The following is a 25,638-nucleotide window of genomic DNA, read 5'->3' on the forward strand; positions in this document are numbered from 1 at the left end:
GCACCTCCTTGAAAGGCTTTATACAAATTTTACATATTATAGAACTTCTGGAGCAAGAGAAACGATTTTCATGAAACTATTGTCACGTAATTCACGAGCAACAGGTCCAAAAATACGTGTTCCACGTGGGCTCTTATCGTCACGGATAATTACACATGCGTTTTCATCGAAACGAATGTAAGAACCGTCAGGACGACGCATACCACGTTTTGTACGGACAACAACAGCCTTAACGACTTCACCTTTTTTAACAACGCCTCCTGGTGTTGCCTGTTTGACTGTACAAACGATGATATCACCGATGTTTGCAGTTTTACGGCCAGAACCACCTAGGACTTTAATTGTTAGCACTTCACGAGCACCAGAATTGTCAGCGACTTTTAAACGAGATTCTTGTTGAATCATGTACGGTACCTCCCTTCGGAATTAGCTTAATCCGAACTATATTAAATGATTACTGCTTTTTCTACTACTTCTACAAGACGGAAGCGTTTTGTAGCTGAAAGTGGACGAGTTTCCATGATACGTACTACGTCGCCTGCTTTAGCTTCGTTTAGCTCGTCATGAGCTTTAAACTTTTTAGAGTATTTCACGCGTTTACCGTATAAAGAATGCTTTTTATAGGTTTCTACAACAACTGTAACTGTTTTATCCATTTTGTCGGATACTACGCGTCCAGTGTAGATTTTGCGTTGGTTGCGTTCGCTCATTCTGCAAACCTCCATTCATTATCGATTAGTGACACCGATCTCTCTTTGACGAACAACTGTTTTCATACGAGCAATCGATTTGCGAACTTCACGGATGCGAGCTGTATTTTCAAGTTGTCCAGTAGCTAACTGGAAACGAAGATTAAATAGTTCTTCTTTAAGAGATTTTAGTTTTTGTTCAATTTCAGCAGTGGTTAGATCTTTGATTTCATTAGCTTTCATTTGTTTCACCACCAATTTCCTCTCTTTTTACAAACTTGCATTTGATTGGAAGTTTGTGTGCTGCAAGGCGCAATGCTTCTCTTGCCACCTCTTCAGATACACCAGAGATTTCAAACATAACTTTGCCCGGTTTAACTACTGCTACCCAACCTTCAGGAGCACCTTTACCGGAACCCATCCGTACTTCAAGCGGCTTAGCTGTGTAAGGTTTGCTTGGGAAGATTTTGATCCAAACTTTCCCTCCACGTTTCATATAACGAGTCATCGCAATACGAGCTGCTTCGATTTGACGGTTCGTGATCCAGGAAGCTTCTTGAGCTTGAAGTCCAAATTCTCCGAAATGAACTTCAGTGCCGCCTTTAGCCATCCCTCTCATCTTACCGCGGTGTTCACGACGGTATTTTACGCGTTTTGGCAATAACATATTATTTTCCTCCTTCCTCAGATTTCTTCTTAGTAGGAAGAACTTCTCCACGGTAGATCCAAACTTTCACGCCTAGCTTACCGTAAGTAGTATCTGCTTCAGCATGAGCATAGTCTATGTCTGCACGAAGTGTGTGAAGTGGAACTGTTCCTTCGCTGTAATGTTCAGCACGAGCAATATCAGCACCGCCAAGACGACCAGAAACTTGAGTTTTGATTCCTTTTGCTCCAGAACGCATAGTACGTTGGATAGCTTGCTTTTGAGCGCGACGGAATGAAACACGGTTTTCTAATTGACGAGCGATGTTTTCTGCAACCAATTTTGCATCAAGATCTGCTCTTTTAATTTCGATGATATTGATATGAACTCTTTTGCCAGTCAACTGGTTCAAAGCTTTACGAAGTGCTTCGACTTCAGTACCGCCTTTACCGATAACCATTCCTGGTTTAGCAGTGTGGACAGATACATTGATACGGTTAGCTGCACGTTCGATTTCAACTTTTGAAACAGAAGCATCATTTAGACGTTTCGCGATATATTCACGAACTTTGATGTCTTCATGCAAAAGAACTGCGTAGTCTTTATCAGCGTACCATTTGGATTCCCAGTCACGGATTATCCCGATACGCATACCGATTGGATTTACCTTTTGACCCACAGATTACCCCTCCTTCTTTTCTGATACAACGATTGTAATATGACTAGTACGTTTGTTAATTGCACTCGCACGACCTTGAGCGCGAGGACGGAAACGTTTTAATGTTGGTCCTTCGTTAACGTATGCCTCTGAAACGACTAGGTTATTAATATCCATTTCGTAGTTATGTTCTGCATTTGCGATAGCAGATTTCAGAATTTTTTCTACGACTGGAGAAGCAGATTTTGGTGTTAAGCGAAGAATCGCTACTGCTTCACCTACTTGTTTTCCTCGAATTAAATCTGCGACTAAACGCACTTTACGAGGAGCAATACGAACTGTTTTAGCGACAGCTTTAGCTTGCATGAGATGCCCTCCTCTCATTAACGTCTTGTTTTCTTGTCATCACTTGCGTGACCTTTATAAGTGCGTGTAGGCGCGAATTCGCCTAGTTTGTGACCTACCATATCTTCTGTAACATAAACCGGCACATGCTTACGACCGTCATAAACGGCGATTGTGTGTCCGATGAATTGCGGGAAGATTGTTGAGCGACGAGACCAAGTTTTTACTACCTGTTTCTTGTCAGCTTCATTTAATTTTTCAACTTTTACCAATAAATGATCATCAACAAAAGGCCCTTTTTTTAAGCTACGACCCATGCGAGTACCTCCCTTCGTGACTGTTCTACGGTTCTATATATGAACCGTAGGTCAATCCCGTTATTTTTTACGACGACGTACGATAAATTTATCGGATTTGTTTTTCTTCTTACGAGTTTTGAATCCAAGAGTAGGTTTACCCCATGGAGACATTGGTGATTTACGTCCGATTGGCGCTTTACCTTCACCACCACCGTGTGGGTGATCATTCGGGTTCATTACAGATCCACGAACTGTTGGGCGTTTACCTAACCAACGGTTACGACCAGCTTTACCAATGTTGATTAGTTCATGTTGTTCATTACCAACTTGACCGATTGAAGCACGGCAAGTAGCAAGAATCATACGAACCTCACCTGAGTTTAAACGTACAAGTACATAACGACCTTCTTTACCAAGTACTTGAGCAGATGTACCTGCTGAACGGACTAATTGTCCACCTTTTCCTGGTTTAAGTTCGATGTTATGAATTACTGTACCAACTGGGATGTTAATAAGAGGAAGTGCGTTACCCACTTTGATGTCAGCTTCTGGACCTGACATAACTTCCAAACCTACTTCTAGGTTTTTCGGAGCTAGGATATAACGTTTTTCTCCATCAACGTAATTAATTAATGCAATGTTTGCAGAACGATTTGGATCGTACTCAATAGTAGCAACGCGTCCTGGTATACCATCTTTATTCCGTTTGAAATCGATGATACGGTATTGACGCTTGTGGCCGCCACCTTGATGACGAACTGTTAACTTACCTTGGTTATTACGGCCGCCTTTGCTGTGTAAAGGAGCAAGTAATGATTTTTCCGGTTTGTCTGTAGTGATCTCAGCAAAATCGGAAGTTGTCATATTACGTCGACCGTTAGAGGTAGGTTTATACTTCTTAATCGCCATTTGTATTTCCCTCCTTCTCTAATGAATTAAGCCTCGAATAGCTCGATTTCTTTGCTGTCAGCAGTTAATTTAACAATAGCTTTACGGCGCTTGTTAGTATAGCCTGCATGTTTGCCCATGCGTTTGAATTTACCTTTGTAGTTCATGATGTTTACTTTCTCAACTTTAACGCCGAAAATTTCTTGAACAGCATCTTTAACTTGAGTTTTATTAGCTCTAACATCAACTTCAAAAGTATATTTCTTTTCAGCCATTATGTCTGAAGAGCGTTCAGTGATTACGGGGCGCTTAATGATATCGCGTGCATCCATTATGCAAGCACCTCCTCTACTTTTTCGACAGCTGATTTAGTCAAGATCAATTTGTTGTGTGAAACAACATCAAGAACATTAAGACCATCAGCTTCAACTACAGTAACACCAGGGATGTTACGTGCAGAAAGAGCAACTTTCTCATCTAAACCGTCAGTAACTACTAACGTTTTAGTATCAACAGAAAGGTTTTTAAGTACAGCTACAAACTCTTTTGTTTTTGGAGCTTCGAAAGACAAGCTTTCAAGTACCAAAATGTTCTCTTCCAATGCCTTTGCAGACAATGCAGATTTAATAGCTAAACGACGTACCTTTTTAGGTAGCTTGTAAGCGTAAGATCTTGGAGTTGGTCCAAAAACAACGCCACCGCCACGCCATTGTGGAGAACGGATAGAACCTTGACGCGCACGTCCAGTTCCTTTTTGTTTCCAAGGTTTACGTCCACCGCCTGCTACTTCAGAACGGTTTTTAACTTTATGAGTTCCTTGACGTAAGGAAGCTCGTTGCATGATGATTGCTTCAAATAATACGTGATTATTAGGTTCGATACCAAAGATGGATTCATTTAGTTCGATGTCGCCAACTTGTGAACCTGTTTGGTTGAACAATGTAACTTTTGGCATTCTATTGCTCCTCCTTTCTCAGAAATTACTTTGCTTTAACAGCAGATTTAACTTTGATCAATGCTTTTCTAGCACCAGGTACATTACCTTTGATCAATAGTAGGTTACGTTCAACATCAACTTTAACGATAGCTAAGTTTTGAACAGTGATTTGCTCTCCACCCATACGTCCTGGTAAAAGTTTACCTTTGAATACGCGGTTTGGAGCTACAGGACCCATTGAACCTGGGCGACGGTGGTAACGAGAACCATGAGACATAGGTCCGCGGGATTGTCCATGACGCTTGATAGAGCCTTGGAATCCTTTACCTTTTGAAATTCCTGATACATCTACTAAATCGCCTTCAGCGAAAATACTTACATTGACTTCTTGACCGATCTCATATTCAGTAAGATCCGTTCCGCGGAATTCGCGAATGAAGCGCTTAGGAGTAGTATTTGCTTTTTCAACATGGCCCTTTTCAGGTTTGTTAGAAAGCTTTTCGCGTTTGTTTTCAAAACCAACTTGAACTGCTTCATAGCCATCAGTTTCAACAGTTTTCTTTTGAAGAACCACGTTATTAGCAGCTTCGATAACTGTTACCGGAATAAGTTCACCGTTTTCAGCAAAAACTTGAGTCATACCGATTTTTCTTCCTAAGATTCCTTTGGTCATAAGTCACACCTCCTAGAGTAATTGTTCATATTTATATGAATTATAATTTGATTTCAATGTCAACGCCTGATGGTAAATCTAAACGCATCAATGAATCAACTGTTTGTGGAGTTGGATTAACGATGTCGATTAGACGTTTATGCGTACGCATTTCGAATTGTTCACGAGAATCTTTGTATTTATGAACCGCACGTAGGATCGTATATACCGATCTTTCAGTAGGTAATGGAATTGGACCAGATACAGCCGCACCAGAACGTTTTGCAGTTTCAACAATTTTCTCAGCAGATTGATCAAGAATTCTGTGATCATATGCTTTTAAACGGATACGAATTTTTTGTTTTGCCATAATTTTCCCTCCTTTTCGCCTATTTTGAAATAGACCTTCTCAATGGAAATTTCCCACACACTCGCCATGGCAAAGCGGCCGGGTGTGTCAGCAACCTTCCATATCATCGCAGTCAAAGACCAACATTGTCTATTATACATAAAACACAATCAGAATGCAAGTTATACTTGAATTTTTCTTGTGCAGCACACTTTTATTATTATACATACTATCACAAGTATTTACAAGTACATTCTATATGGTCTTTCATATCCATTTTCTTCAATTCGAAAATCTCCATGATACCCATTAAATACACTTCATTTTTTACATGTATTATAGAAGAAAGATTCAATATTTCTTAGAAAAAGAAAAGAAGCAGATGGCGTCCCATCTGCTTCTCCCGGAAGGCGTCCCTTCCAATATTCTTTTATGAATCAATTACTCTTGGATTGTAGCAACTACGCCAGCGCCTACAGTACGTCCACCCTCACGGATAGAGAATTTAGTACCTTCTTCGATAGCGATTGGAGCGATAAGTTCTACAGTCATTTCGATGTTGTCTCCAGGCATAACCATTTCTACGCCTTCAGGAAGGTTACAAATACCAGTTACGTCAGTTGTACGGAAGTAGAACTGAGGACGGTAGTTTGTAAAGAATGGAGTGTGACGTCCACCTTCTTCTTTAGAAAGAACATAAACTTCAGCTTTGAACTTTGTGTGTGGAGTGATAGTGCTTGGTTTAGCAAGAACTTGTCCACGTTGGATATCTTCACGGGATACACCACGAAGAAGTGCACCGATGTTGTCACCAGCTTCAGCATAGTCAAGAAGTTTACGGAACATTTCAACACCAGTTACAGTTGTTGGTTTAGACTCTTCGTTGAAACCGATGATGTCAACAACGTCACCGACTTTAACTTGTCCACGCTCAACACGACCAGTAGCAACAGTTCCACGACCAGTGATTGAGAATACATCCTCAACTGGCATCATGAATGGTTTGTCAGTGTCACGAGTTGGTTCTGGGATGTACTCATCAACAGCTGTCATTAATTCATGGATTTTTTCTTCCCAAGCAGCTTCACCTTGAAGAGCTTTTAGTGCAGATCCTTTGATAACTGGAATGTCATCGCCAGGGAATTCGTATTCAGATAAAAGATCACGGATTTCCATTTCTACTAATTCAAGAAGTTCTTCGTCATCTACCATGTCGCATTTGTTCATGAATACTACTAGGTAAGGTACACCTACTTGACGAGAAAGAAGGATGTGCTCACGAGTTTGTGGCATTGGGCCATCAGCAGCAGATACTACTAAGATTCCGCCGTCCATTTGTGCAGCACCAGTGATCATGTTTTTAACATAGTCAGCATGTCCTGGGCAGTCAACGTGTGCATAGTGACGAGTAGCTGTTTCGTACTCAACGTGTGCAGTAGAGATTGTGATACCACGTTCTCTTTCTTCTGGAGCACCATCGATTTGGTCATAAGCGCGAGCTTCTGCTCCACCAGATTTAGCAAGTACAGTTGTGATTGCAGCAGTTAGAGTTGTTTTACCATGGTCAACGTGACCAATTGTTCCAACGTTAACGTGCGGTTTTGAACGATCAAATTTAGCTTTTCCCATTAGGAATTCCTCCTTAAAATTATAAATAAAAGATTAAGTATATAGGGGCTGTGAAAGAAGACTAATTCTTCCATCACAGCTTACATAAGATAGTTATACTTTAATAAGAGATGAAAATCAATTATTCACCTTTATTTTTTTTGATGATTTCTTCAGAAATGCTCTTAGGTACTTCTTCATAATGATCGAAGTGCATAGAGAATGTTCCGCGTCCTTGAGTGTTAGAACGTAAAGATGTAGCATATCCGAACATTTCAGATAGAGGAACCATCGCTTTAACCATTTGCGTGTTACCGCGAGCTTCCATACCTTCTACACGACCACGACGAGATGTGATATCTCCCATGATGTCGCCTAGGTAATCTTCTGGAATAACTACTTCCACTTTCATGATTGGTTCAAGGATGACAGGACTACATTTAGATGCTGCATTTTTAAGTGCCATTGACGCAGCAATTTTAAATGCCATTTCATTGGAGTCAACGTCATGGTAAGATCCGTCAAATAATTTTGCTTTGATGTCGACTAGCGGGTAACCAGCAAGTACACCACGGTCAAGTGAATCAACTAATCCAGCTTGTACAGCAGGGATGTATTCACGTGGTACTACACCACCGACGATAGCATTTTCAAATTCGAAACCTTTACCTTCTTCGTTTGGACCGAATTCGATCCATACGTGTCCGAATTGTCCACGACCACCAGATTGGCGAACGAATTTACCTTCGACTTTAGCTGAACCACGGAAAGTTTCACGGTATGCTACTTGAGGAGCACCAACGTTTGCTTCCACTTTGAATTCACGACGCATACGGTCAACAAGGATGTCCAAGTGAAGTTCACCCATACCAGCGATGATTGTTTGACCAGTTTCTTGGTCAGTATGCGCACGGAATGTTGGATCTTCATCTTGTAGCTTTTGTAAAGCTTGAGACATTTTGTCTTGGTCTGCTTTTGATTTCGGTTCAACTGAAAGTGAGATAACTGGCTCTGGGAATACCATGGATTCAAGAATTACTTGGTTCTTGTCATCACATAGAGTATCTCCAGTTGTAGTATCTTTCAATCCGACGGCAGCTGCGATATCCCCTGCGTATACAGTAGAGATTTCTTCACGGCTGTTAGCGTGCATTTGAAGGATACGTCCAATACGTTCACGTTTTCCTTTAGTTGAGTTGATTACATAAGATCCGGATTCTAAAGTACCAGAGTACACACGGAAGAATGTAAGTTTACCAACGTAAGGGTCAGTCATAACTTTGAACGCTAAAGCTGAGAACGGTTCAGAATCATCTGAATGACGTTCCACTTCTTCTTCTGAATCCGGTAATGTACCTTTGATAGCTGGTACATCCAATGGAGAAGGAAGGAAGTCGATAACGTTATCAAGCATTAATTGAACACCTTTGTTTTTGAAAGCTGATCCGCAAATAACTGGGAAGAACTCAACATTAACGGTTGCTGTACGAATAGCTGCTTTCAATTCAGCAATGCTGATTTCTTCGCCGCCAAGGTATTTTTCCATTAAGTCTTCATTTACTTCCGCTACTGCTTCAATTAGCTTTTCACGGTATTCTTCAGCTAATTCCCGGTGTTCTTCAGGAATTTCACCGACAGTGATGTCAGTTCCTAGGTCATTACCATAGAAATGAGTTTTCATTTCAATAAGGTCGATGATTGCAGAGAATTGATCCTCTGCTCCGATTGGTAACTGAACTGGGTGAGCGTTAGCTTGTAAACGGTCATGGATTGTTCCAACTGAATACAAGAAATCTGCACCGATTTTGTCCATTTTATTTACGAATACGACACGTGGTACACCGTAAGTCGTAGCTTGGCGCCAAACTGTTTCAGTTTGAGGCTCAACACCTGATTGGGCATCAAGTACAGCTACAGCTCCATCAAGTACGCGCAAAGAGCGTTCAACTTCAACTGTGAAGTCTACGTGTCCCGGTGTATCGATGATGTTTACACGGTGACCTTTCCACTGTGCAGTTGTTGCAGCGGAAGTGATCGTGATTCCGCGTTCTTGTTCCTGTTCCATCCAGTCCATTTGAGATGCACCTTCGTGCGTTTCACCAATTTTGTGGATTTTACCAGTGTAATATAGAACACGTTCTGTTGTTGTCGTTTTACCGGCATCGATGTGAGCCATGATACCGATATTACGAGTGTTTGCTAAGGAGAACTCTCTTGCCATTTGTCTTTCTCCTTCCTTCTATAAGGATTTTATAGTGATTAATCTTACCAACGATAATGTGCGAAAGCTTTGTTGGCTTCAGCCATTTTGTGTGTATCTTCACGTTTCTTAACTGCTGCTCCAGTGTTGTTGGCAGCATCCATGATTTCATAAGCTAAACGCTCTTCCATCGTTTTTTCTCCACGAAGGCGAGAGTAGTTTACTAACCAACGAAGTCCTAGAGTCGATTTGCGGTCTGGACGCACCTCAACTGGTACTTGGTAGTTAGCTCCACCCACACGGCGTGCTTTTACTTCTAGTACAGGCATGATGTTTTTAAGTGCTTGATCGAAAACTTCGATCGGCTCATTGCCAGTACGTTCTTTGATTAAATCAAATGCAGAGTAAAGAATTTTTTGTGATTTACCTCTTTGTCCATCAACCATTAATTTGTTGATTAAGCGAGTCACAAGTTTTGAATTATATATTGGATCTGGTAATACGTCTCTTTTCGTTACAGGTCCTTTACGAGGCATTGTATTTCCTCCTTTCAAGAAAGTTCAATTTTTGTTTAAGATTATTTTTTTGCTGCTTTCGGACGCTTAGTACCGTATTTAGAACGGCCTTGCATACGATTGTTAACTCCAGCTGTATCAAGAGCACCACGTACGATATGGTAACGTACCCCTGGTAAATCTTTTACACGACCGCCACGGATAAGAACCACGCTGTGTTCTTGTAGGTTGTGACCGATACCTGGGATATAAGCTGTTACCTCGATACCGTTTGTTAAACGTACACGCGCATATTTACGTAACGCGGAGTTTGGTTTTTTCGGTGTCATAGTACCCACACGAGTGCAAACACCACGTTTTTGCGGAGATGATACGTTAGTTTGTGCTTTTTTAAAGCTGTTGTAGCCTTTGTTAAGTGCTGGAGATTTTGAATTAACCTCTTTAGACTCGCGTCCTTTACGCACTAATTGATTAATAGTAGGCATTACATTTTTCCTCCCTTCACGTTTTCATTTCTAGTACCACACATCCAGGTGGTTCATAAATGGGTAAAAACAAAGTCTTTGCAAATATAATTGCAAAAACATCTTTACTTTTTGATGGCAACAGTTGCTGCTCCGACATCAATACCACATGCTTTGCCAAGCATTCTCATCGAATCAACATATGTGATAGGAACATCCAATTCTTTGGCAGTCTCAACGACACGCCCAGTCAAGTATATATCTGCATCATCAGCGATGATAACTTCTTGAATTAAATTGTTTTTAAGAGCTCTAACTGCTTGCTTCGTCCCTATAATCACTGACTTTGCCTGTATTACTTTTTCATAAGACATGGTCCATATCCTCCAAAGTTACAGGGTAACATAGGAGCACCTTTGCTATAGTATCATTATAAGTCGGATACTGTCAACTTCTTTCAAAAAAATAATTCTAGCAAAAGGTTTTCCTTACATAATTCTATCAAGATTATCAATGTGTCTAAACGGAATATATCAAATCCCCATACGGCTTTTCAGTCGGCCATGAGTAATAAGAGAGACCAGCTCAATAAATTCTGATCCTTCAGCTCCAATAGGAAACAGGAGTGCGGTTTTCAGTAAATGAATGAGCTGGTCCTTTTTCCTTTAATCCACTGTTACTGTATCGGCACTTTCGTCACCAACGACGACAGGGTTTGCTTTTCTGTATCTAAGCATTCCCGTTCCCGCAGGGACAAGTTTACCGATGATGACATTTTCTTTAAGACCAAGTAATTCATCACGTTTTCCTTTTATTGCTGCATCAGTCAAGACTCTAGTCGTTTCTTGGAATGACGCTGCGGACAAGAAGGAATCCGTTTCTAGAGATGCTTTTGTGATACCTAGCAATACAGGGCGGCCTGTAGCTGGTAATTTATTGGTCAGCAATGCATCTGTGTTTGCAGTAGTGAACTGGTTAACATCCAATAATGTTCCTGGAAGCACTTCAGTTTCACCTGCATCAAGCACACGGACTTTACGCATCATTTGTCTAACCATTACCTCGATATGTTTATCACCGATTTCAACACCTTGCATCCGGTATACTTTTTGAACTTCATGTAGCAGGTATTCCTGAACAGTAAGCACGTCTGTAACCTTAAGCAATTCTTTCGGATCGATGGAACCCTCTGTCAACTCTTCACCACGACGGACAGGTGTATCAACAGTTACTCTTAAACGAGCTGTGTACGGTGCAGTATACGTGCGTGATTCAACAGCACCCTGAACGACGATTTCCTGTTGTTTATCCCGAATTTCATTGATCGAAACAATCGTTCCTTCGATTTCGGAAATGACAGCTTGACCTTTAGGATTTCTCGCTTCAAATATTTCTTGGATACGAGGAAGACCTTGAGTGATATCGTCCCCGGCAACCCCACCTGTATGGAATGTACGCATCGTTAACTGTGTACCAGGTTCTCCGATGGATTGAGCGGCAATGATACCGACTGCTTCGCCCACTTCAACTTCTTGACCTGTAGCCAAGTTGCGTCCATAACATTTTTTACATACACCATGGCTGGTGTTACATGTAAAGGCAGAACGGATCCATGCCGTTTCAATTCCAAGTGATTCAATATAATTAGCAAGATCTTCAGTAATAAGATCGTTTTCAGCCACGATTACTTCATTTGTTTCCGGATGTCTGATCGCTTTTCTTGCATAACGGCCAACTAGGCGCTCTTCAAGATGCTCGATTATTTCAGTACCCTCTCTCAAGGCTGAAATTTTCAAGCCGCGGTCCGTTCCACAATCGTCATCACGGATGATGACATCTTGGGCAACGTCAACAAGTCGACGGGTAAGGTAACCGGAATCGGCCGTTTTAAGGGCTGTATCGGCAAGACCTTTACGCGCACCATGTGTAGAGATGAAGTACTCCAACACTGTTAAACCTTCACGGAAACTTGATTTGATCGGTAATTCAATGATACGTCCAGCCGGGTTGGCCATCAAACCACGCATACCAGCAAGCTGCGTAAAGTTGGAAGCATTACCACGGGCACCGGAGTCACTCATCATGAAGATCGGGTTGCGTCGGTCCAGTGAGTCCATAAGTTTGGACTGGATGGTATCCTTGGCAGCACTCCAGATGGAAATGACGCGATCATAACGCTCATCCTCTGTAATTAGACCACGTCTGAACTGTTTCAAGACGTTATCCACTTTGGTTTGAGCCTCAGTAATGATTTCTTGTTTTTCTTTTAGAACGACAATATCAGCCACACCAACGGTAATACCGGCTTTTGTCGAATATTTGAATCCAAGATCTTTCATCCGGTCAAGCATTTTGGATGTTTCGGTAATTTTAAAGCGTTTAAAGACTTCCGCGATGATATTTCCAAGAATTTTTTTCTTGAAAGGATCGATAGCAGGTTGAGCCTTAATCAATTCAGGGATATTAGCGCCTTTTTCCACAAAGTATTTCTCTGGAGTTTTGGTTTCCAAATTATATCGTGTCGGTTCGTTAATATACGGGAATGATTTTGGTAAAATTTCATTGAAGATCAATTTACCAACAGTGGTAATAAGCAGTTGGCGGTTTTGTTCTTCAGTGAATGTTTCATTATTCAGTGATGATGCATGTACGGCACAACGGGAATGTAAGTGTACATATCCGTTTTGATATGCAAGCAATGCTTCACTTGTATCTTTAAAGATCATACCTTCGCCGATAGCGCCTTCTCTTTCCAATGTTAAGTAATAGTTACCTAATACCATATCTTGAGAAGGTGTAACGACAGGTTTACCATCTTTAGGGTTCAAAATGTTCTGTGCTGCAAGCATAAGCATGCGTGCTTCGGCTTGGGCTTCAGAAGATAGAGGAACGTGGACCGCCATTTGGTCACCGTCAAAGTCAGCGTTGTAAGCTGTACATACGAGCGGATGCAAACGAATTGCGCGACCTTCAACCAAAGTTGGTTCAAACGCTTGGATACCAAGTCTATGAAGAGTCGGTGCACGGTTCAATAGTACTGGGTGTTCTCTAATAACTTCTTCAAGCACATCCCATATTTCAGGAGATAAACGTTCAATTTTGCGCTTAGCGGATTTGATGTTATGCGCTAGGCCTCTTTGAACAAGCTCCTTCATAACGAATGGTTTGAATAATTCAATCGCCATTTCTTTAGGAAGACCGCATTGGTACATCTTTAAGTTTGGTCCTACTACGATAACGGAACGGCCAGAGTAATCAACACGTTTACCAAGAAGGTTTTGACGGAAACGACCTTGTTTACCTTTTAACATGTGAGATAAAGATTTTAACGGACGGTTACCAGGTCCAGTTACCGGACGGCCGCGACGGCCATTATCGATAAGAGCATCGACAGCTTCTTGCAGCATACGCTTCTCATTTTGAACGATAATGCTTGGTGCCCCAAGATCCAGTAATCGTTTCAAACGATTATTACGGTTGATAACACGGCGATATAAATCATTTAGATCAGATGTGGCAAAACGTCCCCCATCAAGTTGAACCATAGGACGAAGTTCCGGCGGAATGACCGGAAGCACGTCAAGGATCATCCATGAAGGCTCATTTCCGGAGTTACGGAATGCCTCAAGCACTTCCAAGCGTTTGATTGCACGGGTTCTGCGTTGTCCTTGAGCTGTTTTAAGCTCCTCTTTCAACGACTCTACTTCCTTTTCCGTATCAATATCTTGTAAAAGTTTTTTAATAGCTTCCGCACCCATGGCAGCTTGGAATTTCTTACCGTATTTTTCACGGTATGTACGATATTCCTTTTCGGAAAGAAGCTGTTTCTTTTCTAAAGTTGTATCGCCCGTTTCCGTTACGACGTAAGATGCAAAGTAAATAACTTCCTCCAAAGCCCGTGGAGACATGTCAAGTACAAGTCCCATACGGCTAGGAATTCCTTTAAAATACCATATGTGTGAAACTGGAGCTGCCAGCTCAATATGACCCATACGCTCACGACGCACCTTCGCACGAGTGACTTCAACGCCACAACGATCACAGACTACGCCTTTATAACGAACACGTTTATATTTTCCGCAATGACATTCCCAGTCCTTTTGAGGTCCAAAAATTCTCTCACAGAATAAACCGTCTTTTTCTGGCTTTAGCGTACGATAGTTGATTGTTTCTGGTTTTTTAACTTCTCCATGGGACCAAGAACGAATCTTGTCTGGTGAAGCAAGACCAATTTTCATATACTCAAAATTATTAACGTCTAACAAGGGGCCTACCTCCCTTTTAATCTCCAGGTTTAACCCTTGATTGCCGTCAAATATCAGGCAATCTTACACCGGATGATGGTTGATTGAATCAATAAGGCTCTAACAAGGCAGCATGATCTTCAAATGAACATCTCGCTGCCAGTCAGAGCGGGTACTATATAACTAGATATGTTTTATTTAATTTTATTCTTTGACAGGTGCCCCTACTTCGGAAGCAACCATATCTTTAGTTTCTGAATCAAGGCTTAATTTGTCTGCTTGGTTGGCTTCGTCTTCATCTTCCAAATCACGCATTTCAATTTCACGATCTTCGGCATTGAGGATTTTAACATCCAATCCTAAACTTTGAAGCTCCTTAATCAATACTTTGAAGGACTCAGGAACGCCTGGTTCAGGGACATTTTCACCTTTGACAATCGCTTCGTACGTTTTCACACGACCCACGACATCATCTGATTTAACGGTTAGGATTTCTTGTAATGTATAAGCAGCACCATAAGCTTCAAGTGCCCATACTTCCATCTCACCGAAACGCTGTCCACCAAATTGCGCTTTACCACCAAGTGGTTGCTGCGTAACAAGGGAATAAGGACCAGTTGAACGTGCATGAAGTTTATCATCGACCATATGTGCCAGTTTGATCATATACATGACACCAACTGATACACGGTTATCGAATGCTTCACCTGAACGGCCATCATAAAGGACGGTTTTTGCATCACGGGACATCCCGGCTTCTTCAATCGTACCCCAAACATCTTCCTCTGTGGCACCATCAAATACAGGAGATGCTACATGGATGCCAAGTGCGCGTGCAGCCATACCTAAGTGAAGCTCCAGCACCTGACCGATGTTCATACGCGAAGGTACACCCAATGGGTTTAACATGATGTCGACTGGAGTGCCATCCGGTAAATAAGGCATATCTTCTTCAGGAAGAATCCTGGAGATTACCCCTTTGTTACCATGTCGTCCAGCCATTTTATCGCCTTCATGGATTTTACGTTTTTGAACGATGTATACACGTGCGAGTTGGTTTACACCAGGAGGCAGTTCATCGCCGTCTTCTCTGTTGAATACTTTAACATCAAGAACGATTCCTCCGCCGCCGTGAGGTACACGAAGTGATGTATCCCTTACTTCACGTGCTTTTTCACCGAAGATTGCATGTAATAGACGTTCCTCTGCAGTCAATTCCGTTACACCTTTAGGCGTTACTTTACCAACGAGAAGGTCTCCGTCTTTCACTTCAGCACCCACACGGATAATTCCGCGCTCATCAAGATTACGAAGCGCATCTTCCCCTACGTTAGGGATATCACGGGTGATTTCTTCAGGCCCTAATTTTGTATCGCGTGATTCAGATTCATATTCTTCAATATGAATAGAAGTGTACACATCATCTTTAACCAATCGTTCACTCATGATGATGGCATCTTCATAGTTATATCCATCCCATGTCATGAAGGCTACCAATACGTTACGTCCAAGTGCCAACTCACCTTTTTCCATTGAAGGACCATCAGCAAGAATTTCACCTTTTACGACGTTGTCGCCAACACTGACGATAGGGCGTTGATTATAGCACGTTCCTTGGTTGGAACGAATGAATTTTAATAGACGATATTTATCAAGATTTCCTTTTACTTGCTGTCCGTCTACTTCACTTACCCTACGTACCCATACTTCACGTGATTCAACGTGCTCTACAATACCAGGGTGTTTACAGATTACAGCAGCACCGGAGTCTTTCGCTGAAACATACTCCATACCCGTTCCGACTCGAGGGGCTTCCGGTTGAAGCAAAGGAACTGCTTGACGTTGCATGTTCGCTCCCATAAGGGCACGGTTGGAGTCATCGTTTTCCAAGAAAGGAATACATGCAGTCGCAGCAGATACAACTTGTTTAGGAGATACATCCATGTAATCTACGCGGTCACGCGGAACAACGGTATTTTCACCGCGGAAACGTGCAACAACATCATTATCAAGGAATGAGCCGTCATCTGACAGTCGTACATTCGCTTGGGCAACTACATAATTATCTTCCTCATCAGCTGTTAAGTAATCGATTTGGCTTGTAATTCTACCTGTTTCAGGGTCCACACGACGATATGGTGTTTCAATGAAGCCATATGGGTTTACCTTTGCAAAACTGGATAACGAGTTAATCAAACCAATATTCGGTCCCTCAGGCGTTTCAATCGGACACATGCGGCCATAGTGGGAATAATGAACGTCACGTACTTCAAAGCCAGCACGCTCACGTGTCAGACCACCAGGTCCCAATGCAGATAGACGACGTTTGTGCGTCAATTCAGCAAGCGGATTCGTTTGATCCATGAATTGGGAAAGCTGTGAGCTTCCAAAGAACTCTTTAATGGATGCAATGACCGGGCGAATGTTGATTAGTTGCTGCGGAGTGATTGTATTCGTATCCTGAATGGACATTCTTTCACGAACAACACGCTCCATACGTGATAAACCAATTCTAAATTGGTTTTGCAGCAATTCACCAACGGAACGCAGACGACGGTTACCTAAATGGTCAATGTCATCCGTGATTCCCACACCATGCAATAAGTTAAAGAAATAACTAATGGAAGAAATGATATCAGCCGGTGTAATGTTTTTGACCTGGTCGGTCACATAGGCATTACCGATGATATTGATCACTTTTTCGCCTTCAGCATCGTTTGGTGCAAACACTTTAATAGGTTGCAGAAGAGTTTCTTCTTCCACTACACCACCTGATGGATGGAATGTTTTGAATCCGATTCCGCCTTCGATATGAGGCAGGATCCTATCAAGAGTCCGACGATCAAGCATTGTACCTTTTTCAACGATGATTTCACCTGTTTCAGGATCAATCAAAGTCTCTGCAATACGTTGTCCGAATAAACGGTTCTTGATATGCAGTTTTTTGTTTATTTTATAACGGCCTACATTAGCTAGATCATAACGTTTTGGATCAAAAAAGCGTGATACTAAAAGACTTTTCGCGTTTTCGACAGTAGGCGGTTCACCTGGGCGTAGACGCTCATAGATTTCCAGTAATGCTTTTTCCACACTCTCGGTGTTATCCTTTTCAAGAGTGTTGCGAAGGTATTCGTTGTCTCCGATCAAATCGATGATTTCTTGATCTGTTCCGAATCCAAGAGCACGCATCAATACAGTGATTGGTAATTTCCTGGTGCGGTCGATTCGAACATACACAACATCCTTGGCGTCTGTTTCATATTCGAGCCATGCGCCACGATTAGGAATAACGGTCGCAGAGAATCCAAGCTTACCGTTTTTATCCATTTTCCCATTATAGTAAACACTCGGTGAGCGCACTAATTGGGATACAATTACCCGTTCAGCACCATTGATGACAAATGTACCTGTTTCAGTCATCAGCGGGAAGTCACCCATAAATACATCCTGGTCTTTCACTTCCCCTGTTTCTTTGTTAACAAGGCGCACTTTCACACGAAGTGGTGCAGAATACGTAACATCGCGTTCCTTTGTTTCTTCTACAGAATACTTCGGCTCAGCTAAGCTGTAATCGATGAATTCTAACGATAAATTACCTGTAAAATCCTCAATAGGAGAAATATCCTGGAACATTTCCTTTAAACCTACATCTAGAAACCATTGATAAGAAGCTGTTTGAATTTCAATCAGATTCGGAAGATCCAAAACCTCACTGATTCTTGCATAACTTCTACGTTGGCGGTGTCGTCCATACTGAACAAGTTGACCTGTCAACTGATTCACCCCTTAAATCAAGCGTTATAAGGATCCATTTGCCTCGGAAAAGGAATCATTTCCATAGACAAAAAGAAAATGGTTTTTATTTTAAAAACCACTATTTCTCATAAAACGAACTATTATTTATATATTTTTCCCATATTATCCATTGATTATACATCAATGGTATAAAAATTGCATAGTTACGGAATTATATATATGCATTTTATAATACTAACATAGCGAAAATTTAGAGTCAAACCTTTTTGGATAATAGTATATAGTAACCCTTTTTCTTAACGGGCACCTCAACATTCCCAAATAATTGCTCCATTTTATCCATTGCGGATGGAGCTCCTTGTTTTTTTTGAATGACAACCCATAATTCTCCACCAGCTACCAAACTGCGATAGCTTTCTTCTAAAATTTCGTGGACTACACTTTTACCTGCGCGAATGGGAGGGTTCGTAAGAATCACTGCGAATTGATTGGAGGCAACTTTGTCAAAACGATCACTTTCGTAAATCTTCACGTTTGCGATCCCATTAGATGCAGCATTCTCTTTTGACAATTCAACTGCCCGGCTATTTATATCAATCATTTCTATCGTTCTATCGGGATAAGCTGCCGCAATCGATATTCCAATTGGTCCATAACCGCAACCAACATCGAGAATATTTCCTTCTACAGCCTCATTTAGGTTAAAACTCTCAACCAAAAGACGCGATCCGAAATCAACTTCCTTTTTCGAAAAAACACCATTATCACTTTTGAAGCGAAATGTACGTCCCTTTAATGTGAAATCCCAAAACTTCGGATTGCTTACGACATCCGGTTTATGTGAGTAGTAATGCTCTGTCAGAGTCATCTCCCCCTATCAGAAAGGAATATTGAAGATTTAATGAGAGAAGAGAATTGAAGAATGGTTGCTTGCATGCCGGAATGTCGGAATAACGAAATCCTCGTTATCAAACCATCAACGGCTAATTTCCGTCATTTCTTTAAAAATGAAGAAAAAAAGCCCGCCAGTGATAGCGAGCTTTTTGTTTATGCAAGATTACTTAACTTCAACGCCAGCTCCAACTTCTTCAAGTTTAGCTTTGATTTCTTCAGCTTCTTCTTTAGAAGCGCCTTCTTTGATTGCTTTTGGAGTGTTGTCAACAAGTTCTTTTGCTTCTTTAAGTCCAAGACCTGTAACTTCACGTACAGCTTTGATAACTTTGATTTTTTGGTCTCCAGCAGATGTAAGGATTACATCAAACTCAGTTTTTTCTTCAGCAGCAGCGCCACCAGCAGCAGCTACAGCTACAGGTGCAGCAGCAGTTACGCCAAATTCTTCTTCGATTGCTTTTACAAGGTCGTTTAATTCTAAAACAGTCATGTTTTTAACTGCTTCAATGATTTGATCTTTAGTCATTTTTATTTCCTCCTCGAAATGGTTGGTTTTTTTTGAATCAGCAGGCTAAATAAGCGGTCAGCTTACGCGCCTTGTTCTTCTTTTTGCTCTGCAACAGCTTTTGTAGCAAGAGCAAGTCCGCGCATAGGTGCTTGTAGCACGCTGAGTAGCATTGAAAGTAGGCCTTCGCGTGAAGGTAGTTCTGCAAGAGCTTTAATTTCTTCAGCAGTTGCAACATTTCCTTCGATAACTCCAGCTTTGATTTCTAAAGCTTCATGTTTTTTCGCAAAATCGTTAAGGATTTTTGCTGGCGCAATAACATCTTCAGTTGAGAATGCAATTGCGTTTGGACCTGTTAATGATTCGTTCAAAGCGCTAAGTTCAGCACTTTCAGCAGCACGGCGAGTCAAAGAGTTTTTGTAAACTTTAAACTCAACGCCAGCTTCACGAAGTTGCTTACGAAGTTCTGTTACTTCAGCAACAGTCAATCCACGGTAGTCAACAACTACTGTTGATTGGCTTGAAGTTAACTTATCAGAAATCTCAGCAACGATTTTTTGCTTTTGTTCAATAATTGCGTTCATCCTTACACCTCCTGTAGATTTGCTTGAAAACATTTATACCGTTTCAAAGAAAAAGCCTTCATCTCTATTGCAGACATGAAGGCAGTAATTTCAAAAGTCATAGTCCAGGACTATTATTATCGAATTACCTCGGCAGGGAATTAAGCTCGTAATGAGCACCTACTGTCTACGGTACAAATAGTATTCATTTATTCACAACAAAACTTATTATAACAATAATAGTTTTGGTATGTCAATTATTTATTTGAAAGTAGAAGGATCAACTTTCACACCAGGGCCCATTGTAGTTGTTACAGAAACGTTTTTCATGTAAGTTCCTTTAGCAGCCGCAGGTTTAACTTTCAATAATGTATCATAGATAGTAGTGAAGTTTTCCACTAGTTTAGCATCTTCGAAAGATACTTTACCGATTGGAGCGTGGATGTTACCAGCTTTATCTACGCGGTATTCAACTTTACCAGCTTTGATTTCATTAACAGCTTTCGTTACATCGAAAGTTACTGTGCCAGTTTTAGGGTTAGGCATTAAACCTTTAGGTCCTAATACACGTCCAAGTTTACCAACTTCACCCATCATGTCTGGAGTCGCAACGATTACATCGAATTCGAACCATCCTTGTTGGATTTTGTTGATGTAGTCAGATTCGCCAACGTAGTCAGCACCAGCAGCTTCCGCTTCTTTTGCTTTTTCGCCTTTTGCGAATACTAATACGCGTTGAGTTTTACCAGTACCATTCGGAAGAACAACAGCTCCACGAATTTGTTGGTCAGCTTTCTTAGGGTCTACGCCTAAACGGAAAGCAACTTCAACAGTCGCATCGAATTTTGCGAAGTTTGCTTTTTTAGCAACTTCGATTGCTTCAGTTACAGCATAAGCCTTAGATACTTCAACAAGCTTAGCTGCTTCAAGATACTTTTTACCTTTTTTAGCCATGATATAAATCCTCCTAAATTGTGGTTTTAACGGAATGACCTCCCACGAATAAAGGTTGCGAGTATCAATCGCAACCCCGTAGAAACAAATAGCAATTACATGGATTAGTCTTCGATGACGATACCCATGCTGCGAGCAGTACCTTCAACCATACGCATTGCAGCTTCAACGCTTGCAGCGTTTAGGTCAGGCATTTTAGTTTCAGCAATCTCGCGCACTTGATCACGCTTGACTGTAGCAACTTTATTACGGTTAGGTTCACCAGAACCAGACTCGATGCCAGCTACTTTCTTAAGCAATACTGCAGCCGGTGGAGTTTTTGTAATGAATGTAAATGAACGGTCTTCAAATACCGTGATTTCAACAGGAATAATTAGACCAGCTTGATCTGCTGTACGAGCGTTGAACTCCTTACAGAATCCCATGATGTTTACACCAGCTTGACCTAATGCAGGACCGACTGGCGGTGCCGGATTCGCTTTACCAGCAGGAATTTGCAATTTAACCATTTTAATTACTTTTTTAGCCACGAGACACACCTCCTTATAAGTCCGTGATGTGGTAATAGGGTAATACCCTCCCACTCATCTTGAATTCTTTATATATTAATAAAGAATGCTTGTATCGTTGAGGCCTAAAAATTGAAACATACTGACCTTTGAAATTTTACCACTTTCAAAAGGCAATTTCAAGTTTTTTTCCGTTTATAATTTTTCCACTTGATTAAAATCAAGTTCAACCGGTGTATCACGGCCGAACATATTGACTAGAACCCTTACTTTACCTTTATCTTTATCAAGTTCTTCAATAGGGCCTGCAAATGTTGCAAATGGTCCTTCCTTAACTTGAACCGTATCACCGATTTCAAAATCAACCTCGATTTTGCTTTCATCTACGCCCATTCGCTTAAGAACGACTTCAATTTCTTCCGGCAGCAATGCAGTCGGTTTTGAACCAGCTCCAGATGAACCTACGAAACCAGTTACTCCAGGCGTATTCCGGACAACATACCATGAATCATCAGTCATGATGATCTCAACCAGCACATATCCTGGAAATACTTTCTTTTTGGTCACTTTCTTTTTGCCATCTTTCACTTCTGTTTCTTCTTCTTCTGGAACTACAACGCGAAAGATCTTGTCTTCCATCCCCATAGTTTCAACACGTTTTTCCAAGTTAGCCTTAACTTTGTTCTCATAACCTGAATAGGTGTGAACTACATACCAATTCTTTTCCATGTGTTAGGACTTTAACGTCCTTCCCTCCCTGCAATCAATCATTTTCTTTATTAATCTTTATCTTTGAACGTTTTAGCCAAAAAACCATACGGCGTCATTCCGACTTAACTAGAATATATTGTGATTGACATATTACAGCAGTGCTCGATTTTGAACTTCTTCACTTATTAAAAAAGACAAATTAAAAAACCCGTTTCCGGGCTTTTCTGCTGACACATATTATTCTATCACTATTATACCTTATTTTCGAATCTCTTATTCAATAACTAAGCGAATTAATTCGGAAATGCCCAAATCCACCACTGTAAAGAATAAAGCCATAAATACTACAGTCGTTACCACCACGATTGTATATTTGGTAAGCTCCTTGCGTTTCGGCCAGCTTACTTTTTGCATTTCGCGAGCGACTCCGCTGAAAAATTCGGTAAAACGTTTCATGAATGTACCTCCAAGCATTAGAAGCTTCTGTCAATCTATTTATAGAACGGTTATTTCGTTTCTTTATGAATCGAGTGTGAGTTGCACGTACTGCAAAATTTCTTGATTTCCAGCCGTTCGCCGCTTGTCGATTGTTTGCTCTCATAACTATAATTCCTTGTACCGCAATCCGTGCAGGCAAGAACTATTTTTTTTCGCATTAGATACACCTATCCTATCTACTATATCCATAAAACCTTATCACGGCTGTTTTTTATTGTCAATATCAAAGCGGGTTTCGACGATTATGGACACCGGAAATCAAAATATCGGTTTACTTAACATCCATTAAAAATCTTTGTGAATAATAAACTTCCATGTGGAGAAGGGACAGATGAAATTAAGCGGAAAAAGCGGAGGGATTATAAACTGATTTCCCTTACTTCCAGATAGCGCTCGAGCTTTCTTTTCACCCGCTGAAGGGCGTTGTCGATCGACTTAACATGCCGGTTCAGCTCTTCTGAAATTTCTTGGTAAGTTTGTCCATCCAGGTAAAGAGCTAACACTTTTCTCTCAAGATCACTCAGGAGCTCGGCCATCTTTAATTCGATATCGTCAAACTCTTCTTGGTTGATGATCAGTTCTTCCGGGTCCAAAACTTTCGTACCCGATATAATATCCATTAGAGTTCGATCCGATTCCTCATCATAAATGGGCTTGTCCAGGGAAACATAGGAATTGAGCGGAATATGTTTTTGACGTGTTGCTGTTTTGATAGCTGTAATGATCTGCCTTGTAATGCATAGTTCTGCAAATGCTTTAAAAGAAGATAACTTATCCCCTTTAAAATCACGGACGGCCTTATATAAACCAATCATACCTTCTTGCACGATGTCTTCCTTATCGGCACCAATCAAGAAATAAGTCCTTGCCTTAGCTCTTACAAAATTACGATACTTTTGGATCAAATAATCCAGCGCTTCACTGTCTCCAGTGTGCACCAACCCTATCAATTCATCATCCTCAAACTGCAGATACTTTTCGTTCAGCTTCATTCCGAATTTGAGACCCACATTATATCCCCCTGACCTGACTCAGATAGAAATATTATACAGCAGGTAAAATTTACCCGTCAATGGTTCAAATTTTACCCCGGCGCCATTTTTCAAAAATTTCTGCCACTTCTTCACTTAAAGGAATTTTAGCCACGGGTCTTATCGTCGTTGTTTTTCTTACATCTTTCTTGATTTCGCCTTGAATTTCTTCCATTTCAATAAGCAGTTCACGAGCGGATTTCCTTAGGGCCCCTTGGCCGAAGATCACCCACTGTTCCGTGAAGTCAGAGGTTGCCACTTGAATTTGCGTTTTGACATTATTCAGTTCAATCGCCATCTTTTCTATTCTTTCATCCGCCGTTTCATTTTCTTTTGTAAAAATTACGTCAACTTTGTGATTTTTGAATATGCGGGCAATTCCCTGAACATATTGAGCGTCAAATACGACAATTACACGGTATCCGGTAAATGCTTGATATTCCGCCATCATTTCTATCAGCCGGTCCCTTGCAGCAGCAAGATCCCGTTCCTTTAATTCTCTCAGTTCCGGCCAAGCTCCAATAATGTTATAACCGTCCACCAACAGAATATTCATTTCATCATTGCCCTAGAGGATTTCTTTTTCTATAAACCTCATACATCAATAAACCGGCTGCTACCGATGCATTTAACGAAGTTACTTGACCTGCCATAGGGAGACGGACGAGAAAATCACATTTATCCTTCATTAACCGGGCCATTCCTTTTCCTTCGCTGCCGATAACAAGTCCGATAGGCATCTTTCCATCCATGTTACGGTAATCATCGCTGCCTTTCGCATCGGTACCGACTATCCATACCCCGCGCTCTTTCAACTCTTCCACCGCTCTTGCCAAATTTGTAACGCGAGCTACCGGAATATATTCGATTGCACCCGTCGAGGCTTTTGCCACTGTTGCCGTCAAGCCAACAGCTCTCCTTTTTGGAATGATGATTCCATGGGCACCGACTGCATCAGCCGTCCTCATGATCGACCCTAAATTATGCGGATCTTCAACTTCATCAAGAATCATGAAAAAAGGTGCTTCGTCCCGTTCAGCCGCTTTTGCGAATAAATCATCCAGCTCCACATATTCATATGCAGCCACTTGTGCGATAACGCCTTGATGGATGCCTTCTGCCATTTGGTCAATTTTTTTCTTCGGTACGATCTGCACGAATACCTTCTTTTCCTTCGCCAGACCGATGAGTGGTTGCATCGAGCCTTTTTGCGAGCCTTCGGCTATCCAAATTTTATTAATATCCCGCTCGGAGCGCAGAGCTTCCAATACGGGGTTTCTGCCAATGATATATTCTTCGCTCATGGGTTACTCCCCTTTTCTTCTTCAATGTATTCAATGGATTTTTTGATGAGTTCTTCCATTCTTTCTATACGGCCGGATAAATACAAAAATCCCATAAGTGCCTCGAAGGCCGTACTGTAGCGATACGTTTGCACATCTGTATTCTTCGGTACAGAACCGGATTTTGCATTTCGGCCGCGCCGAACGACAGCGGATTCCTCTTCCGATAACCAATCTGACTCCAGGAAAAAGTGAATGATTTTATTTTGCGCTTTAGCCGCTACAAAAGATGTAGCTTTTTTGTGAAGTAGATTGGGCTTGACCGTTCCTTTTTGAATGAGGTGATGCCGTATATATGTTTCGTATACGGCGTCACCTATATATGCTAAAGCAAGACTGTTCAGCATTTTTGCATCTACCTTACTATCGTAATGAAGCATTAC

At 41.3% G+C, this 25,638-nt stretch carries 31 protein-coding genes and 1 other annotated feature; all 31 genes read right to left on the minus strand.

What is annotated here, in order from left to right; all coding sequences use genetic code 11:
* Positions 1-36: 36 nt before the first annotated feature.
* The 31 genes from rplN to MPH60_RS26745 all read right to left on the minus strand — a co-directional run bounded on the left by rplN (position 37) and on the right by MPH60_RS26745 (position 25,635).
* Positions 37-405 carry a 50S ribosomal protein L14 gene (gene rplN, locus MPH60_RS26595; RefSeq protein ID WP_034305005.1) on the minus strand — a complete coding sequence of 123 codons (369 nt, stop codon included), beginning with the start codon at positions 403-405 and terminating at the stop codon, positions 37-39.
* Positions 406-446: 41 nt separating this feature from the next.
* Entirely contained in the window at positions 447-710 is a 264-nt protein-coding gene (rpsQ, locus tag MPH60_RS26600; protein ID WP_048677887.1) for a 30S ribosomal protein S17, read from the minus strand.
* Between the two features lie 18 nt (positions 711-728).
* The gene (gene rpmC, locus MPH60_RS26605; RefSeq protein ID WP_034305010.1) at positions 729-932 is read right to left on the minus strand and encodes a 50S ribosomal protein L29; all 204 of its coding nucleotides are present in this window, start codon (positions 930-932) and stop codon (positions 729-731) included.
* Entirely contained in the window at positions 922-1,356 is a 435-nt protein-coding gene (rplP, locus tag MPH60_RS26610; protein WP_034305012.1) for a 50S ribosomal protein L16, read from the minus strand. The genes rpmC and rplP overlap by 11 nt, the downstream gene beginning before the upstream one ends.
* A gap of 1 nt (position 1,357) precedes the next feature.
* On the minus strand, positions 1,358-2,014 hold the full coding sequence (gene rpsC, locus MPH60_RS26615) for a 30S ribosomal protein S3 (RefSeq protein ID WP_034305014.1): 657 nt from the start codon (positions 2,012-2,014) through the stop codon (positions 1,358-1,360).
* A 3-nt stretch (positions 2,015-2,017) separates the two neighbouring features.
* The gene (gene rplV / locus MPH60_RS26620; RefSeq protein WP_034305017.1) at positions 2,018-2,359 is read right to left on the minus strand and encodes a 50S ribosomal protein L22; all 342 of its coding nucleotides are present in this window, start codon (positions 2,357-2,359) and stop codon (positions 2,018-2,020) included.
* A 17-nt stretch (positions 2,360-2,376) separates the two neighbouring features.
* Positions 2,377-2,655: a 30S ribosomal protein S19 gene (gene rpsS, locus MPH60_RS26625; RefSeq protein WP_034305018.1), complete on the minus strand. Its 279-nt coding sequence runs from the start codon at positions 2,653-2,655 to the stop codon at positions 2,377-2,379.
* Positions 2,656-2,715: 60 nt separating this feature from the next.
* The gene (gene rplB / locus MPH60_RS26630; RefSeq protein ID WP_034305021.1) at positions 2,716-3,546 is read right to left on the minus strand and encodes a 50S ribosomal protein L2; all 831 of its coding nucleotides are present in this window, start codon (positions 3,544-3,546) and stop codon (positions 2,716-2,718) included.
* Between the two features lie 26 nt (positions 3,547-3,572).
* On the minus strand, positions 3,573-3,857 hold the full coding sequence (rplW, locus tag MPH60_RS26635; protein WP_034305023.1) for a 50S ribosomal protein L23: 285 nt from the start codon (positions 3,855-3,857) through the stop codon (positions 3,573-3,575).
* On the minus strand, positions 3,857-4,480 hold the full coding sequence (gene rplD, locus MPH60_RS26640) for a 50S ribosomal protein L4 (RefSeq protein WP_034305025.1): 624 nt from the start codon (positions 4,478-4,480) through the stop codon (positions 3,857-3,859). The genes rplW and rplD overlap by 1 nt, the downstream gene beginning before the upstream one ends.
* A gap of 25 nt (positions 4,481-4,505) precedes the next feature.
* The gene (rplC, locus tag MPH60_RS26645; protein WP_076372869.1) at positions 4,506-5,135 is read right to left on the minus strand and encodes a 50S ribosomal protein L3; all 630 of its coding nucleotides are present in this window, start codon (positions 5,133-5,135) and stop codon (positions 4,506-4,508) included.
* Between the two features lie 40 nt (positions 5,136-5,175).
* Complete coding sequence (gene rpsJ, locus MPH60_RS26650) at positions 5,176-5,484, minus strand: 30S ribosomal protein S10 (RefSeq protein ID WP_019244375.1); 309 nt, start codon at positions 5,482-5,484, stop codon at positions 5,176-5,178.
* Positions 5,485-5,904: 420 nt separating this feature from the next.
* Entirely contained in the window at positions 5,905-7,092 is a 1,188-nt protein-coding gene (tuf, locus tag MPH60_RS26655) for an elongation factor Tu (protein ID WP_054398381.1), read from the minus strand.
* A gap of 121 nt (positions 7,093-7,213) precedes the next feature.
* Positions 7,214-9,292 (minus strand): elongation factor G, encoded by a 2,079-nt coding sequence (gene fusA, locus MPH60_RS26660; protein WP_053537044.1) that lies wholly within the window; start codon positions 9,290-9,292, stop codon positions 7,214-7,216.
* A gap of 44 nt (positions 9,293-9,336) precedes the next feature.
* Positions 9,337-9,807, minus strand: a complete 471-nt coding sequence (gene rpsG / locus MPH60_RS26665) for a 30S ribosomal protein S7 (protein WP_048677878.1) — start codon at positions 9,805-9,807, stop codon at positions 9,337-9,339.
* 41 nt (positions 9,808-9,848) lie between these two features.
* On the minus strand, positions 9,849-10,271 hold the full coding sequence (gene rpsL, locus MPH60_RS26670; protein ID WP_034305038.1) for a 30S ribosomal protein S12: 423 nt from the start codon (positions 10,269-10,271) through the stop codon (positions 9,849-9,851).
* Positions 10,272-10,375: 104 nt separating this feature from the next.
* Positions 10,376-10,624, minus strand: a complete 249-nt coding sequence (locus tag MPH60_RS26675) for a 50S ribosomal protein L7ae-like protein (RefSeq protein WP_034305040.1) — start codon at positions 10,622-10,624, stop codon at positions 10,376-10,378.
* 291 nt (positions 10,625-10,915) lie between these two features.
* Complete coding sequence (rpoC, locus tag MPH60_RS26680; RefSeq protein ID WP_241593944.1) at positions 10,916-14,515, minus strand: DNA-directed RNA polymerase subunit beta'; 3,600 nt, start codon at positions 14,513-14,515, stop codon at positions 10,916-10,918.
* 183 nt (positions 14,516-14,698) lie between these two features.
* On the minus strand, positions 14,699-18,268 hold the full coding sequence (gene rpoB, locus MPH60_RS26685) for a DNA-directed RNA polymerase subunit beta (RefSeq protein ID WP_241593943.1): 3,570 nt from the start codon (positions 18,266-18,268) through the stop codon (positions 14,699-14,701).
* A gap of 238 nt (positions 18,269-18,506) precedes the next feature.
* A complete protein-coding gene (locus tag MPH60_RS26690) occupies positions 18,507-19,112 on the minus strand; it encodes a class I SAM-dependent methyltransferase (protein WP_241593964.1) in 606 nt (201 codons plus the stop codon).
* 195 nt (positions 19,113-19,307) lie between these two features.
* Positions 19,308-19,667: a 50S ribosomal protein L7/L12 gene (rplL, locus tag MPH60_RS26695; protein WP_241593942.1), complete on the minus strand. Its 360-nt coding sequence runs from the start codon at positions 19,665-19,667 to the stop codon at positions 19,308-19,310.
* 62 nt (positions 19,668-19,729) lie between these two features.
* Positions 19,730-20,230, minus strand: coding sequence for a 50S ribosomal protein L10 (rplJ, locus tag MPH60_RS26700; RefSeq protein WP_241593940.1), 501 nt, complete (start codon positions 20,228-20,230; stop codon positions 19,730-19,732).
* 39 nt (positions 20,231-20,269) lie between these two features.
* Positions 20,270-20,420: a sequence feature (ribosomal protein L10 leader region), on the minus strand.
* A 50-nt stretch (positions 20,421-20,470) separates the two neighbouring features.
* Positions 20,471-21,163, minus strand: coding sequence for a 50S ribosomal protein L1 (gene rplA / locus MPH60_RS26705; protein ID WP_076372881.1), 693 nt, complete (start codon positions 21,161-21,163; stop codon positions 20,471-20,473).
* Between the two features lie 104 nt (positions 21,164-21,267).
* Positions 21,268-21,693: a 50S ribosomal protein L11 gene (gene rplK, locus MPH60_RS26710; RefSeq protein ID WP_034305057.1), complete on the minus strand. Its 426-nt coding sequence runs from the start codon at positions 21,691-21,693 to the stop codon at positions 21,268-21,270.
* Between the two features lie 174 nt (positions 21,694-21,867).
* Positions 21,868-22,401 carry a transcription termination/antitermination protein NusG gene (nusG, locus tag MPH60_RS26715; protein WP_048677866.1) on the minus strand — a complete coding sequence of 178 codons (534 nt, stop codon included), beginning with the start codon at positions 22,399-22,401 and terminating at the stop codon, positions 21,868-21,870.
* 255 nt (positions 22,402-22,656) lie between these two features.
* Positions 22,657-22,839, minus strand: a complete 183-nt coding sequence (secE, locus tag MPH60_RS26720; protein ID WP_034305062.1) for a preprotein translocase subunit SecE — start codon at positions 22,837-22,839, stop codon at positions 22,657-22,659.
* 50 nt (positions 22,840-22,889) lie between these two features.
* Positions 22,890-23,039 (minus strand): 50S ribosomal protein L33, encoded by a 150-nt coding sequence (gene rpmG, locus MPH60_RS26725; protein WP_101225867.1) that lies wholly within the window; start codon positions 23,037-23,039, stop codon positions 22,890-22,892.
* A gap of 201 nt (positions 23,040-23,240) precedes the next feature.
* Positions 23,241-23,873 (minus strand): RNA polymerase sporulation sigma factor SigH, encoded by a 633-nt coding sequence (gene sigH, locus MPH60_RS26730; RefSeq protein ID WP_094246690.1) that lies wholly within the window; start codon positions 23,871-23,873, stop codon positions 23,241-23,243.
* Between the two features lie 85 nt (positions 23,874-23,958).
* Positions 23,959-24,468: an NYN domain-containing protein gene (locus tag MPH60_RS26735; protein ID WP_034305067.1), complete on the minus strand. Its 510-nt coding sequence runs from the start codon at positions 24,466-24,468 to the stop codon at positions 23,959-23,961.
* A gap of 4 nt (positions 24,469-24,472) precedes the next feature.
* The gene (gene rlmB / locus MPH60_RS26740; protein WP_137016895.1) at positions 24,473-25,216 is read right to left on the minus strand and encodes a 23S rRNA (guanosine(2251)-2'-O)-methyltransferase RlmB; all 744 of its coding nucleotides are present in this window, start codon (positions 25,214-25,216) and stop codon (positions 24,473-24,475) included.
* Positions 25,213-25,635: a Mini-ribonuclease 3 gene (locus tag MPH60_RS26745; RefSeq protein ID WP_241593938.1), complete on the minus strand. Its 423-nt coding sequence runs from the start codon at positions 25,633-25,635 to the stop codon at positions 25,213-25,215. The genes rlmB and MPH60_RS26745 overlap by 4 nt, the downstream gene beginning before the upstream one ends.
* Positions 25,636-25,638 lie beyond the last annotated feature (3 nt).

Source organism: Peribacillus sp. Aquil_B1, assembly GCF_022603275.1.
GTDB lineage: Bacteria > Bacillota > Bacilli > Bacillales > DSM-1321 > Peribacillus.